The organism is Mesorhizobium sp. M7A.F.Ca.US.014.04.1.1 (assembly GCF_003998745.1).
In the GTDB taxonomy this organism is placed as follows: Bacteria; Pseudomonadota; Alphaproteobacteria; order Rhizobiales; family Rhizobiaceae; genus Mesorhizobium; species Mesorhizobium ciceri.
This window is the reverse complement of record NZ_RZRW01000087.1, coordinates 1-14,495: the sequence shown is the minus strand read 5'-3', so window position 1 is coordinate 14,495 and position 14,495 is coordinate 1. Positions and strand designations below refer to the sequence as shown.

Annotated in this window: 12 protein-coding genes and 2 tRNA genes; 3 read left to right on the top strand and 11 right to left on the bottom strand. The window is 61.8% G+C overall.

All coding sequences use genetic code 11. The features are described from left to right. From EOA22_RS08695 to EOA22_RS08655, 9 genes are all read right to left on the bottom strand, one after another. The coding region (locus EOA22_RS08695; RefSeq protein ID WP_164755323.1) for a tetratricopeptide repeat protein at positions 1-753 on the bottom strand (753 nt) is incomplete at its 3' end. After that, positions 740-2,464: a dihydroxy-acid dehydratase gene (gene ilvD, locus EOA22_RS08690; RefSeq protein WP_024503842.1), complete on the bottom strand. Its 1,725-nt coding sequence runs from the start codon at positions 2,462-2,464 to the stop codon at positions 740-742. The genes EOA22_RS08695 and ilvD, both read right to left, overlap by 14 nt. Before the next feature lie 306 nt (positions 2,465-2,770). Further along, the gene (locus EOA22_RS08685) at positions 2,771-3,991 is read right to left on the bottom strand and encodes an OmpP1/FadL family transporter (RefSeq protein ID WP_013531282.1); all 1,221 of its coding nucleotides are present in this window, start codon (positions 3,989-3,991) and stop codon (positions 2,771-2,773) included. Between the two features lie 358 nt (positions 3,992-4,349). Further along, positions 4,350-7,133, bottom strand: a complete 2,784-nt coding sequence (locus tag EOA22_RS08680; RefSeq protein ID WP_013531281.1) for a valine--tRNA ligase — start codon at positions 7,131-7,133, stop codon at positions 4,350-4,352. Positions 7,134-7,351: 218 nt separating this feature from the next. Further along, entirely contained in the window at positions 7,352-8,170 is an 819-nt protein-coding gene (locus tag EOA22_RS08675) for a PopZ family protein (protein WP_013531280.1), read from the bottom strand. A 215-nt stretch (positions 8,171-8,385) separates the two neighbouring features. Then, positions 8,386-9,777 carry a TolC family outer membrane protein gene (locus tag EOA22_RS08670; protein WP_063168121.1) on the bottom strand — a complete coding sequence of 464 codons (1,392 nt, stop codon included), beginning with the start codon at positions 9,775-9,777 and terminating at the stop codon, positions 8,386-8,388. A gap of 181 nt (positions 9,778-9,958) precedes the next feature. After that, positions 9,959-10,627 (bottom strand): protein-L-isoaspartate O-methyltransferase, encoded by a 669-nt coding sequence (locus tag EOA22_RS08665; protein ID WP_024503837.1) that lies wholly within the window; start codon positions 10,625-10,627, stop codon positions 9,959-9,961. 90 nt (positions 10,628-10,717) lie between these two features. Continuing rightward, positions 10,718-10,791 (bottom strand) — tRNA-Cys (locus tag EOA22_RS08660). Between the two features lie 288 nt (positions 10,792-11,079). Further along, positions 11,080-11,337, bottom strand: a complete 258-nt coding sequence (locus EOA22_RS08655) for a hypothetical protein (protein ID WP_024503836.1) — start codon at positions 11,335-11,337, stop codon at positions 11,080-11,082. A 224-nt stretch (positions 11,338-11,561) separates the two neighbouring features. On the opposite strand from EOA22_RS08655, the gene EOA22_RS08650 reads away from it, so the two are divergent. Further along, positions 11,562-11,636: transfer RNA gene (locus tag EOA22_RS08650), tRNA-Asn, on the top strand. Positions 11,637-11,794: 158 nt separating this feature from the next. After that, complete coding sequence (locus EOA22_RS08645) at positions 11,795-13,063, top strand: DUF6538 domain-containing protein (RefSeq protein WP_063168122.1); 1,269 nt, start codon at positions 11,795-11,797, stop codon at positions 13,061-13,063. On the opposite strand, the gene EOA22_RS37660 is transcribed toward EOA22_RS08645, so the two are convergent. Both EOA22_RS37660 and EOA22_RS08640 read right to left on the bottom strand, forming a co-directional pair. Continuing rightward, positions 13,045-13,218: a hypothetical protein gene (locus EOA22_RS37660; RefSeq protein ID WP_158515785.1), complete on the bottom strand. Its 174-nt coding sequence runs from the start codon at positions 13,216-13,218 to the stop codon at positions 13,045-13,047. The genes EOA22_RS08645 and EOA22_RS37660 overlap by 19 nt on opposite strands. 73 nt (positions 13,219-13,291) lie before the next feature. After that, a complete protein-coding gene (locus tag EOA22_RS08640; protein WP_063168124.1) occupies positions 13,292-13,513 on the bottom strand; it encodes a hypothetical protein in 222 nt (73 codons plus the stop codon). A gap of 317 nt (positions 13,514-13,830) precedes the next feature. Between EOA22_RS08640 and EOA22_RS38080 the strand changes: the two genes are divergently transcribed. Further along, positions 13,831-14,495, top strand: a 665-nt coding sequence (locus EOA22_RS38080) for a hypothetical protein (RefSeq protein WP_206521273.1), incomplete at its 3' end; no start/stop codon positions are given.

Below are 14,495 nucleotides of genomic sequence, written 5' to 3'. Positions count from 1 at the left end.
GACAGCTGCCTGCATGCCGCGGATCCAGGGCTGGTCAGCGGGCGAAGCGCGTTCGAGCGCTGCCGTCATCATCGCCAGGCCGCGAACGATCTTGCCGCTCTGGAACAACAGATGGCCCAGCGTCGCCTGGGCGCCGGCATGGCCTTTCTCGGCGGCGAGTTGGAACCAGCGCCCGGCCTGCTTGACGCTGGCCTTCACCCCGCCCTCGCCCTTCAGGAACATCTGCCCCATCTCGAACTGTGCGTTCGGGTTGCGGTAGTTGGCAGCCGCGCGCATGTAGTATTCCTGGGCCGCCACCTCGTTCTCGGTGACCGGGCTGCCGGGAATGCCCGTGCGCAAATAGTCGCCAAGCGCCACCAGCGCATCGGAGACATAGCTTTCCTCGGGCGAGCCGGGCTCGACATCCTGGTCGACGATCTCGGAGAAGAACTTGAACGCCTCATAGTCGTCGCGCGCCACGCCGTCGCCCTCGGCATACATGCGGGCAAGCTTCCAGGTGGCGCCGATCTGGCCGTTTTCGGCGGCGTATTTGTAGGCCTCGGCAGCCTGCTCCTTGTGGCCGTTCTTGTAGGCGGAGAAGCCGAACTGGAAGACCGCCCAGGGGCTCGATTGCGGCTTCACCCCGGTCTTGTCGTCGAACACCTTGTCGTCGAAGGCCATGGCCTGGCCGACGGCGCCAAAGGTCGCGCCAAACGTGGCGGCCACGACCAGTGCCGAAAAGACAGATGACCTCAACAACTCAGATGTCCGCATAACAGTGTGTTTCTTTCGCACCGCCCGGATGGGTCACCGCGCCATCGCGCGCTGGCCCCACCGTCTGTGCATATTTCCATATCGCGCCCGACTGATAATCGGTCGCGCGCGCCTTCCATGTCTTTGCCCTCGCCGCCAGTTCGCTATCGGACAACGCCACGTCGATCGTGCCGTTCACCGCGTCGATCGAGATCACGTCACCATCCCTGAGCAGTCCGATCGGGCCACCCACGGCTGCTTCGGGGCCGACATGGCCGATGCAGAAACCGCGCGTCGCGCCCGAGAAGCGCCCGTCGGTGATCAGAGCCACCTTGCCGCCCATGCCCTGGCCGTAGAGTGCTGCCGTCGTCGACAGCATCTCGCGCATGCCGGGGCCGCCGCGCGGTCCTTCGTAGCGAATGACGAGAACCTCGCCTTCCCTGTAGTTGCGATGCGTCACCGCCTCGAAACATTCCTCTTCTGAATCGAAGCAGCGTGCCGGCCCGGAGAATTTCAACTCCGCCATGCCCGCGACCTTCACGATCGCGCCTTCGGGGGCCAGGTTTCCCTTCAAGCCCACGACACCGCCGGTTTGGGTAATGGGTCTGTTGGCCGGGCGGACCACATCCTGATGCTCATTCCAGACAACGTGCTGCATGTTTTCGGCCAAAGTGCGGCCAGTCACCGTCATGCAGTCGCCATGCAGATAGCCGTGGTCGAGCAGGGTCTTCATCAGCAGCGGAATGCCGCCGGCCTCGAACATGTCCTTGGCGACATATTTGCCGCCCGGCTTGAGGTCGGCGATGTAAGGCGTCTTCTCGAAGATCTTGGCCACGTCGAACAGGTCGAACTTGATGCCGGCCTCGTGCGCGATCGCCGGCAGATGCAGTGCCGCGTTGGTCGAACCGCCGGTAGCCGAGACCACGGTCGCCGCATTCTCCAGCGCCTTCAGCGTGACGATGTCGCGCGGCCGGATATTTCTGGCGATCAGCTCCATGATCTTTTCGCCCGAGGCGAAATTGAACCGGTCGCGCATTTCATAGGGTGCCGGCGCGCCGCAGGAATAGGGCAGCGCCAGGCCGATCGCCTCGGCGACGGTCGCCATGGTGTTGGCGGTGAACTGGGCGCCGCAGGAACCGGCCGAGGGACACGCGACCTGTTCGATCTCAAGCAGTTCGTCATCGCTGATCGTGCCGACCGAGTGCTGGCCGACCGCCTCGAAAACATCCTGCACGGTGATCTGGCGGCCGCGATAGCTGCCGGGCAGGATCGAACCGCCATAGATGAAGATCGACGGCACATTGAGCCGCACCATGGCCATCATCATGCCGGGCAGCGACTTGTCGCAGCCGGCGAGCCCAACCAGCGCGTCGTAGCAATGGCCGCGCATGGTGAGCTCGACCGAATCGGCGATGACCTCGCGCGACACCAGGGACGACTTCATGCCCTGGTGACCCATGGCGATGCCATCGGTGACGGTGATGGTGCAGAATTCGCGCGGCGTGCCGCTGGCGGCCGCGACGCCCTTCTTGACCACCTGCGCCTGGCGCATCAGCGAAATGTTGCAGGGCGCCGCCTCGTTCCAGCAGGAGGCGACCCCGACCAGCGGCTGCGCAATCTCGGCCGCCGACAAACCCATGGCATAGAGATAGGAACGATGCGGCGCACGCGCCGGACCGACGGTCACATAGCGGCTAGGGAGCTTAGCCTTGGAGATGACTTTGGCGTCCATACTCTTCCTTGCCCCATCTTCCCTGCAAATGGGGCGGAGCGGCCTGCCCCCTCGCCGAGCCTTTTGGCGCGTGTCCCGAGACAAGATCGAGGTGCGCCGGGTTTATGGCGGGAAATGGGCAATTTCCTCAGCCTGACCTCTACCGCAGGGGTTGTTCAGAAAGTGTTGCCAAAACGTCACAATAGCAGGAGGGCGACAACAGCGCGGCTTATGTGCACGCGGCCTATATGAATGGCGCACGGGCAAGAGCCGCCCAAATGAAAAAGGCCGGGTATTGCCCGGCCTTTTTGTAAAATTCTCAACAGGTTAGAACTTGATCTTGATACCGCCGGAAAATGCCGTGACCAGATCGTTGCCAAAATCGTAGGTGGCGTCGTCACCAATAATTTTTCCGTTCTCGCCAATCACTATGCCGGAATGACCACTGGTGAGCACACCGACTGCACCGGCCAGGCGAACCTCAATGTTGGGCTTCGGCGTATAAGCGACGCCGCCACCCAGCGTCCAGGTGTCGGTCTGCGCGCCGAAGCCATGCGAGGTGCCGCGATCCCAAGTCAACTGACCGGCTCCACTCCACTGATCGTTGAACTTGTGGCCGATACCACCTGATACGGTCCAGCCATCACGATACATCAGGTCAAGGGAGGTTGCCTCTGCCGGGCCGTTGGTGAAGCAAAGTGAGGACGGAGCCCCCACCGGGCAGATAGGAACGCTCTGCAGCAAACTCCAGTTCACCCACTTGATCGAACCGAAGGCAAGCCAGCCGGGAGCGATACCCGACTGCAACTTCAGCTCCACGGAATCAGGCATGTACTGTGTTGATCCGTAAATATCGGTAACGCCTCTGCCAATACTGGTGAGGTCGAGCGCACCCGAGATATTGTCGAGCTTGACTTTCGAATTGTAGACAAGGCTCGCGCGCAACGCGATGTCGGGGATTTCATAAGCGACGCCTGCGCGCCAACCCCAGCCACTGGCCTCGAGATCGACACGGCCTGTCAATGCTGGGAGTACGTTTACCAAGCTTTCTTTGAATCCCGAGATGTCTTGGTAAAACAGCCCGCCGATAAAACGAAGTTGGCCCTTGCCCGCATCAAATTTATAAGAGCATGTACCAGCGTAGTTGTTGCTCTTGATATCGGTTTCCGTATTGGAAAGCGCACCATTCCACATGCCAGGTGCGGTATGCGCGCCCCAGGGCTGCGAATAATCGACCATACAATCCACGCCTTGCACGACCTGGACCTTCATTCCCACGCGCGGAACCCAATAGCCCTCGGCTCCGTCGGCCGAGGTGCCCAAGCCGAGATCGGCTCCGCCTGGACCGCGCGCATTCTCGTACTTGCGGTCCGGCATCACATAGGTCGCTTCCGCTTCGGTCGCGAACGGAGCCGGATCGAACAGCAGATCGATATCGTAGCCGCCACGCTCCAGGCCGCCGGCATGTGCCGGATTCATCGCCGTCCCGATCAAAGCCAGCGAAAAGCAGCCCGCCCCCAGCAGCGCCTTCAGTCGCAGAATAGTCATGAAATGTCCTCCCCGAATTCGAGTGCACCAAGCTAGAACCAATTCAGGTTAACGGTGCAACAACGAATTCGCGGGCGTACATGTACACACTGGCCAGCCGCATTTTCGAGGAAATGCAACCGGGTGCGGCAAGGCCGAAAAATGGTCTGTGAAGGCTGAGCGGCTCTCAAAAAACAGGGAGAACCATCCAAAAAGGCTCGAAAACAGGCCTTTTTTGGGCTCCAGGAGCCCCATTGTTACATTATGGCAACAATGGGGCTAAAACTTCCGTTTACGTCAATATTAACGCAACGGAATGCTGATTTTCCAGGCGGAAAACCAGCATTTTAGAGGGGTCTAAAGTCTCCCGAATCTACCCTCAGCCGGCGTCGCGAACCCTGGCCAGCGCGATCGACAGCTTGTCCTGTGCATCGCGGTATTCGGCGAGCTTTTCACGCTCGGCATCGACGATCTCGGCCGGCGCGCTGGCCACGAACCTCTCGTTCGACAGTTTCTTGTGCAGGCGCGCGATCTCCTCGGTCACCTTGGCCAGTTCCTTCTGCAACCGTGCAGCCTCGGCGGCGAGGTCGATCAGGCTGCCAAGCGGCAGGCAGATCGTCGCCTCGTTGAGCACGATCTGCGCCGAACCCTTGGGCGCGATATCGGCAAGCGAGATGTCGCCGACCCGCGCCAGCCGCTTGATCGCCGACTCCTCGCGAACGAGGCGCTCGCGTGTCACATCGTTGGCGCCGACCACGACGAGCGGTGCGATGGCTGCCGGCGGCACGTTCATCTCCGAACGCACGGAGCGGATGCCGGAGACGAGGTCGACCAGCCAATTGATGTCGGCTGCAGCCTCGGCGTCTTCGAAGTCCGGTGACGGCCACGTGGCATGGCACAGCAGCGAGGGGCGTTGCTTGCCTTCGCCAGCGGTCTGCGCCCACAGTTCCTCGGTCATGAACGGCATCATCGGATGCAGCAGCTTGTAGATCTCGTCGAGCACGAAGGCGACGCAGGCTCGGCTTTCGGCTTTGGCCGCCTCGTCGGTTCCCATGAACACCGGCTTCAGCAGTTCCAGGTACCAGTCGCAGAACAGGTTCCAGACGAAGCGGTAGGCGGCGCCCGCCGCCTCGTTGAAGCGGTATGAGGTGATGCCGTCGGTGATCTCGCGCGCCGCCCGCGTCAGCTCGGTGAGGATCCAGCGGTTGACCGCCAGCTTGGCGTCGTTCAGCCAGAAATCGTCATTGCGCGCGACCTCGTTCATCTCGGCAAAACGCGTCGCGTTCCACAGCTTGGTGCCGAAATTGCGATAGCCGGCGATGCGCGCCGGATCGAGCTTCACGTCGCGGCCTTGTGCCGCCATCACCGTCAGGGTGAAGCGCAGCGCATCGGCGCCGTATTCGTCGATCAGGTCGAGCGGATCGATGACGTTGCCTTTCGACTTCGACATCTTGGCGCCGTTCTTGTCGCGCACCAGCGCATGGACATAGACGGTGTGGAACGGCTCCTCGTCCATGAAGTGCAGGCCCATCATCATCATGCGGGCGACCCAGAAGAAGATGATATCGAAGCCTGTCACCAGCACGTCGGTCTGGTAGTAGGTCTTCAGCTCGGGAGTCTCATCAGGCCAACCCAGCGTCGAGAACGGCCACAGCGCCGACGAGAACCAGGTGTCCAGCACGTCCTCGTCGCGGGTCAGGATCTCGCCCGGCTTGAAGTTCTCCAGCTTGTCCTCGACCCAGGCCTTCCACGGTCCTTCCAGCGCCAGATAGAATTCGATCGCGGCGCTCAGCGCCTCTTCCTCGGTCTTCTCGACGAAGACGCGCCCATCCGGCCCGTACCAGGCCGGAATCTGGTGGCCCCACCAGAGCTGGCGCGAGATGCACCAGGGCTGGATGTTCTCCATCCAGTCGAAATAGGTCTTTTCCCAGTTCTTCGGCACGAAGTTCGTGCGACCTTCGCGCACTGAAGCGATTGCCGGTTTGGCCAGCTCCGCCGCATTGGCATACCATTGCTCGGTCAGGAACGGCTCGATCGGCACGCCTCCGCGATCGCCATGCGGCACCGCATGGCGATGCGGCTCGACCTTTTCGAGGAAGCCGCCCTCTTCCATCAGCTCGACGATCTTCTTACGCGCGACGAAGCGATCGAGGCCGTCGAGTTCGTCCCAGACCGCCTGGCGCTCCGGCGTCACCTCGAGGCCGGCAAGGAAATCCTCATTGTCCCTGAGACTTACCGCCGCCTCCGTGGTCAGGATATTGATCGCCGGCAGCTTGTGGCGCTTGCCGACCTCGAAATCGTTGAAGTCGTGCGCCGGCGTGATCTTGACCGCGCCCGAACCTTTTTCCGGATCGGAATACTCATCCGCCACCACGGGAATCCTGCGGCCGACGATCGGCAGGACGATGTTCTTGCCGACCAGATGCCGGAAGCGCTCGTCGTCGGGATGCACCGCGACGGCCGTATCGCCCAGCATCGTCTCCGGGCGCGTCGTCGCCACGGTGATGAAGGTTTTCGGGTTTTCCGGGTCGAAGACCTTGCCTTCGACGGGGTAGCGGAAGTGCCAGAGATTGCCATTGACCTCCTGCTGCTCGACCTCGAGATCGGAGATCGCGGTGAGCAGCTTGGGGTCCCAGTTCACAAGACGCTTGTCCTTGTAGATCAGCCCTTCCTTGTAGAGCGTGACGAACACTTCGAGCACCGCCTTGGACAGGCCTTCGTCCATGGTGAAGCGTTCGCGTGACCAGTCGGCCGAGGCGCCGAGCCGCTTCAGCTGGTTGAAGATGGCACCGCCGGATTCGGCCTTCCACTCCCACACTTTCTCGATGAACTGTTCGCGGGTCAGGTCGCGGCGATGGATCTGCTTTTCCATCAGCTGCCGCTCGACCACCATCTGCGTGGCAATGCCGGCATGGTCCATGCCCGGCTGCCACAGGACGTTCTTGCCGCGCATGCGCTCGAAGCGCACCAATATATCCTGCAGCGTGTTGTTGAGCGCGTGTCCCATATGCAGCGAGCCGGTGACGTTCGGCGGCGGGATGACGATGGTGAAGGCCTCCGCCCCCTCCTCGGCCCCGGCACCGGCGCGAAACGCGTCGGCCTCTTCCCAGACTTTGGCGATCTTCGGCTCGACGGTTTTGGCGTCGTAGGTCTTTTCAAGCATGGGAAAATGGTCCGCGCTGTCGGGAGTTTGCTGGTCCGGTGTAAATCGGAAGGTTTTGGCCAAGTCAACCGCAAGGGCTGTCTCGGACCCTCACAACCAGATAGGCGCGGCCTCAGTCATTTCAACGGAACGCGATCCGTCGTCCTGCCGACAACGACTTCACCAAAAGAAACGGCGCCACGAAGGCGCCGTTTCCTCTGGGCAATCGGCATGGGGAACTACTGCGCCCCGCGCGCCACGCGCTCGATCTCCTCGCGCACCAGCCTTTCGACCAGTGTCGGCAGATTGTTGTCGAGCCAATCCTGCAGCATCGGCCGCAGCATCTCTTCGGCCATCTCGTCGAATGTCTTCTTGCTGCGGCTGGCAAACGCGTCGGAAAGCTCGCCAAAGGCAGCCGCGACCTGACGGCCGGTGTGCTCGGAAACGATCGCCGGACGCGGCGCGTCGCTGGCCGCCACCGGCCGCACCACGCTTGCATCCGGACGAGACGGCTCGGTAGCCGGTTTCGCGGCCGGTTCATCCCCTGGAGCCTCCACGGACGGCTGGGCAGCCGTCTTGCGTGCCTCGCTCCGGTCCGACACCGCCCTGGCCTGCTCGCCAACCGCGGCGATCTCGCGACGCCAATCGGCGATGGAAGCGTCGGCGACAGGACGCGATATTGGCGCTTCAGCCGTGATTGGCTCCGCTGCAACGCGGGCGCTGACCTCGGCGAGTGTCATCGATGGCCTTGCCGGGCTGGGATCGGGGCGCACCGGCGTTTCCATGCGCGCCACCACCGGCTCGGCCGGCGGCAGCTGTGACTGGACTTCCGCCAGCGTGACAGGCTTCCTGCCCTCGGGGGCGGCATGCAGGTCGGCACGAAAAGCTTCCACGTCGGGGGCTGCATAGGCGCTCGACGCGCGCTCCAGATCCTGGCTCAGCTCATCGGCGTCGCCCGGCTGCTTGCGGCCGCCGTCGCTGTCCTCGATGATCCGCCTGATGGAAGCCAGTATCTCTTCCATGGAAGGTTCGCGCTGTGCGCTGCTTGCCGTTGCCATCGTCACATCCGCCGCCCTTGTGACCCCTGTTGGGTTTTCCGCTCCGGCAGAGCCGGATCGAATCATGGCCACAGCGTAACCGACGGATCGCCGCACGAGAATCCCCAATCTGGGGACTTGTGGGATTTCAACAGATTAGCGCCATCTGAACCCGAGAGCCGCAGCGCGAAAGATCCTGCTCAAGCAGGGAACACGGCCAGTTCAGGCCGAACGCCTCAGCGGCCGTCCGGCGTGCGCAGTCCGTACCACTTGTCCTTGACCGCGTTGTAGTGCTCTTCAGGCTTGTATTTCGCTACCTGCAAGCCAAGGCGGTCGACGGACAGACGGCCGGTCGCCTGCAGGATGGCGTAGCTCGCCACCACCACATCGTGTTCGTAACCGGCCTGGTTGATCTGGGCGGTGATGACCGTCGCCTGCGCATTGAGGACGTCGAGCGTGGTGCGCTGGCCGACATTGCGCTCTTCGATGACACCGTTCAGTGCCAGCTTCGCGGCTTCGATCACTTGCCTGTTGGCCGTCAGCTGCTGCTGCGCGGCGGTGTACTCGGTCCAGGCGGCGGTGACGGCCTGGCGCACCTGGTCGCGGCTGACATCGACCTGGATGCGGGCCTGGCTGAGCGATTCCTTGTCCTGGCGCACGATCGCCGAGGTGCGGCCACCCGAATAGATCGGGATGGTCAGCGTTGCCCCGACACTGGCCGAATTGGTCGTGCCATCCTGCGAACCGACACCCGGCAAAGGCGAGGTATTGCGATAGGCGCTCGAAACGCCGGCGGAAGCCGACAGCTGCGGCAACAGCGCACCTTCGGCCGACTTCACCGAAAACGCCGCGGCATCGACCAGATGCTGCGTGGCAAGGATGGCCGGATGCTCGTTCGAGGCCACCCCGACGGCGGCGGCGAGGCTCGACGGCAACAGCTTTGCCACCGGCGAAGCGCCCTTGAGTTTGCCCGGCTCGTCGCCAACGATCTGGCGATAGAGCGCCGCACTTGCCAGCGCCTGCGCCCGGGCAGCACTCAGCGACGCCACCGCGGCGGCGCGCGAAGCGTCGGCCTGGGCGACATCGGTGCGCGTGCCTTCGCCAACTTCGAAGCGCGAACGCGCCGCGCGCGCCGTTTCGGTCAGGAACTGCAGGTTCTGCTCGGTCAGCACGGCGACCTGCCGGTCGCGAATCACGTTCATATACGCTTGCGCCGCGCTGAACAGGATGCCCTCTTCAGTGTTGCGCAGGCTTTCGACCGAGGCCCGGACCTGCGCTTCGGCGGCAGCGACATTGTTCCTGGTCTGAAAGCCGTCGAACAGCGTCTGGTTGATCTGAACGCCAAAATTGCCGGTGGTCAGCCGCACGCTTGAATTGGTGCCGTTGAGATGGCTGCTCGAATAATCGATATCCGCCGAGCCGGTGACAACCGGGCGGTAGCCCGACTTGGCGATGGCGACACCCTCGTCGGTGACGCGAACGCCGGCACGGGCCGAATTCAGTGAAGAATTGTACTGGTAGGCCTTTGCAAGCGCGCCGGAGATGGTTTCGGCTGAAGCGGCCAGTGGGGACAGCATGGTCGCCGAAACGAGGACGGCGGTGAAAAGTGACTTGCGTAAAGACGGCACGGTTAAACCCTCATTCGTTTTCCATGGGAACCGCGCCGCGCCTGCTTCTCTCATAGATCAGCCGGCGCCGCGTGTTCGTGTTCCCTGCTGCTCACCCCCAAAGTGCCCCCAGTTTGGCATCAGCAGCGATCGTTCAAATGCAAGCGACCATGACAAAGCCTCTGCTGCAAGGCCAAATCATTCAGAATTCGAAAGCACGAATGCGTTCAAACCCCGGTAGTGGCTTAATTGCCGCATTAAATGCACGTCTTCCGGTTACAACCCCCCCGGCCTTGAAAAAGAGACGGGCCACGCCGGAATTGCCCTGCCCTTCGACGGCGACGAGTCGGCCGCCTTCGGCAAGCTGGTCGAGCAACGGGGCCGGCACTTCCGCGACACTGCCACCGATAAAGATAACATCATAAGGCGCCTTGGCGGCATGCCCCTGCGGCAACGCGCCCTGGACGACGGTCACATTGCCGCAGCCAAGCGACGAAAGCGTCGATCTGGCGGTTTCCGCCAGCGCCGAATCGTTTTCGAGCGCCACTACGGACCCGGCCAGCCGCGACAGGATGGCCGAGGCGTAGCCCGTTCCGCAACCGACATCGAGCACCGAATCGGTCGGGTTGATCTCGGCCAGCTGGATAAGCTTGGCCAACGGCGACGCTTCCATCAGGTAGCGCGAACCGTCCGCGCCGGCTGCAATGCGGATGTCCTCGTCGATATAGGCGAGATCGCGCTGGGCGGCGCCGACAAACATCTCTCTTGGGACGACAAGCATTGCATCGAGTAGCGGCGCGCTGGTCACATCTGTGGTGCGGACCTGGCCGTCGACCATCTTGACGCGTAGTTCGGAGAAATCAGCGCTCATGTCCCAACCAGTCCGCTTGCCGCGCCAGAACCGCGGTCCATTGTGTCAGGAACTTCAGGCCCCTGCGCTGCCGCGCGGGGGCCCGGGCATTGGAGGCCTCGCCCGGAATCGAACCGGGGTGCAAGGATTTGCAGTCCTCTGCGTAACCACTCCGCCACGAGGCCTCATTGCTCCCGGCGTTCCACCCGGTTCCAATAGGTTGCGGCGAAAATGCCGTCAAGCGGCCACCTTGCATTCCGAACGGTTTCCTCGCGTCAGTCCGGACGGCGTCCGGCAAATCATCGGACCGCTTTATTAGCGGACAGTTAAGCATAGCCTGATGGGAGAAGAAACGCATCCTGTCGCCGCATGACAGGGCAAGGCTTGCCTCGGCCGCGGCTGTTCTCAAGCAGATCCGTGAGGCACTGGAAGAGCAGGCCGCCCACTGAAACACCACCTTGCGCTATCGGCGGTCAATCGGGCCGGCGACGCCGTTCCCACCAGACGACAAAGCGACGCCGGTGACGGCGGACCATGGCGAATTCATAGGACAGCACCAGCAATCCGAGCGGAACCATCCAGAAGCCGAGGATCGGCAGGAAACCGAGGATGCCACCGATGGTCAGCAGGATGCCGATCGTGATTCTGAGCCCGCGCGAGCGCGGCATTTTGAACTCGCGCCCGAAAACAGAGATTTTGCGCGCCGGCATCTGGTTGTCTTGTGCTGTCATCGTCTCGAAAGATTGACCCGTTTCGATCGTTCGCAAGCATGCTCAAACCAAAGCCGCCGCCGCGCTTTCGGTTCCATATCCCTGCCAAGACGGCTAATATGAGGGCATCCTTCGACGATTGCGAGAAAGGCCTATGCGAAAAAGCCTCGGAAAAATGTGAAAAGCTTCTTTGCAAAGCCGAAAAGGGCAGCTATAGGCTGCGCCACTCACATAAGAGCCTCCGTTCCCCGGTAGCTCAGTGGTAGAGCAACCGGCTGTTAACCGGTTGGTCGCTGGTTCGAATCCGGCCCGGGGAGCCAATTTCTGTGCTTTCAGCGCATTGCCAGACTTTCCAACGCTTTGGTTTAATTGAATAATCCGCGCCGACAGCGTCAGGTGATCAATCGGCACGCGGAATTTTGCTAAACATCCTGCTGCACATATTGCCATACACAGGCGCAGCGCGCATGGTAGCGGTATGAACGTCAAGCGCCGCAATAAGACCTTCCACATCGTCCGCCGAGTGCCTAAGCGCTATGCTGCAATCGAGCCGCGCACTCAAATCTGGATCAGCCTTCACACGGACTCCGAAACGGTTGCGCGACAGAAGGCTCCAACCGCATGGGCGCATATGGTCGAGGGCTGGGAAGCTACCCTTGCCGGCGCAACCGACGATGCCGAGCGACGGTTTGCAGCGGCGAAGGAACTGGCCGCCGTGCGCGGCTACAACTACCTGCCCGCTGATCGCATCGCCCAACTCCCCCGCGAAAAGCTGCTCGAACGTGTCGAGTCCGCCCTGAAGCTCAATGGCGATGCTGCCAAGATCGAGGCGCGCGCCGTGCTGGGCGGCGCTCCCGAACCGGGGATCAAAATCAGCAAGGCACTGGAGTTGTATTGGGGCTTTGCCAAGCAGGACACGATAGGCAAGAGCGAGGATCAGCTTCGCCGCTGGGAGCACCCCCGCAAACGTGCCATCGCCAACTTGATTGAAGAGATCGGCGACAAGGAGCTTTCAGAGATCACCGGAGACGACATGCTCGACTTCCGCGAAACATGGATGGAGCGGATAGCGGCCGGCGATGCCAAGCCCGACACTGCTAACAAGGATTTCCAGCACATCGGCAATATCCTTCGCACCGTGGTCAAGATGAAGCGGCTAGGGCTGGTCCTGCCGCTGGACGGCCTCACCTTCAAAGCCGACAAGGAGCGGACCCGCCCGCCTTTCTCGGTCGACTGGATCAAGACCAAGCTGCTTGCCCCCGGCGCGCTGGACAGCTTGAACACGGAAGCCCGGTGCATCCTGCTTGGCATGATCAACACCGGCTATCGCCCCGGCGAAGCGGCCGGGCTCATGCCGCACCACATCCGCCTGGATGTTGACGTGCCATATATCAGCATTGAGCCGGAAGGCCGGCAGCTAAAGAACAAGGTGAGCGAGCGTGTCATTCCGCTGGTAGGCGTGTCGCTCGAAGCCTTCAAGCACTGCCCGCAAGGCTTTCCGACCTATCGTTTCAAGGACAAGATCAGCGACACGGTGAACAAGTACCTTCGGGAACACGACCTGTTAGAGACACCGGAACATGTTCTCTACAGCCTGCGGCATTCTTTTGAAGACCGGATGATTGCCGCCAAGGTAGATGAGCGTATCCGGCGCGACCTGTTCGGCCATGCGCTGGGCAGGGAACGCTACGGCGAAGGCGCGACGTTGGCGCACAAGCGCGACATCCTTCAGAGCTTCGCCCTTTGAGCAGCGACGATTGCCCGCGCCCGGGCGATGGGGTCTCCCCTCGCCTCTTCGGCCGCGATTTCCGCCTCTAGCCGCGTGAAGATCGGCGCATAGATCGCATCTTCGACCACAAGCGACGCAACGAACGCGTGGGCGGCTTTGAGCCGGGCCAGCATGGACCCGTGATCGTCGGCTATGGTCGAAGAATGCAGCATGGCTTGGGCAACTTTTTTGAAACCGGGTGCAAACTCAGCGGCGCACGATATGCGCACCGATCCAGATGGCGGGCCAGGCAACCAAGAAGAGCGCCGCCGCGACCAACGCGGCCGGCCGGAGCCGCAAGAGATCGTCGACCACGGCGCGAGAGTTCGCCGCCACTGCCGGGCTGGCGTCGCGATTGGTGACGATGCCCTGAAGGAAGAGAACGCCCCCGGCTACCCAAAGCGCCGCGACCGGAAAAATGATGTCCATGAAAATTCACGCCCGTTTTGACCACGACCGGGAGTCTGGCACAGTTCGCCCGAATAGCAACACGAGCGCACGTCTGGCCCAGAAGCTTTCGCACTGCCATACGAAGTCTTCGTCAACACATTGCTTTGATTTTGCAACTTGTTGCAAACTTTTCCTGCCGATTACACTTCAGAAGCACTGTCGATTTGACCACGCTCATGGTAGATATGGGGTGCGCTGGTTCACGCTGCGCCGCGTGGACTGTCAACAGGGGCGGTGCCGCATTTTTCCTTGGTCGGATGGCGGTGCCGCCCCTCTCAGACCAAGGAATAGACCAAATGTCCCCTCACCTAGCCTATTCACGCCCTCAATCCGCCGATGCCACCACCGACGCGGACAACACCAACAATCCCCCAGACATCGACACGACAGAGCCAGTGCAGCAGCCGGACCAAAAGGAATGGCGGATGCACAGCCACTACAGGCCGGAGAATTGGCCATTGTCTCGCACGATTTCCCAACAGGGCATCATGCGGCAATACATCCGCGTCTGGCGTCACTACATACCGGTGGGCACGCGAGACACGATCCTGATCATCATCGACAAAACCGTGAACTGGGGCGTGAGCACGTGCTGGCTCACCTACAGGCAGATAATGCAGGCGAGCGGGCCGAAGGAAACGCAAGCCCGAGGGCATATCCAGTGGTTAGAGGCCGAGGGTTTCATCACGGTAGAGCACTCCCCCGGCAATGCCAAAGGTATGCGCATTACTCTCAACCTCGACTGGGAACCGTCCGACCCACCAGTGTCGCAAAAGGCACTCCCACGGAAAAGTGTGGGGGCAACTCCCACGGAAAACCGAGGGGGCAGGAAGGTGACCCCCACGGAACACCAAGGGGCTACCCCCACGAAAAGCCAAGGGACTACCCCAACGGAAAACCGAGGGGCATTTAGAGAGAACGTTTCAGAAGGAACCGCAGAAGGAAATTCAAAGCTCAGAGG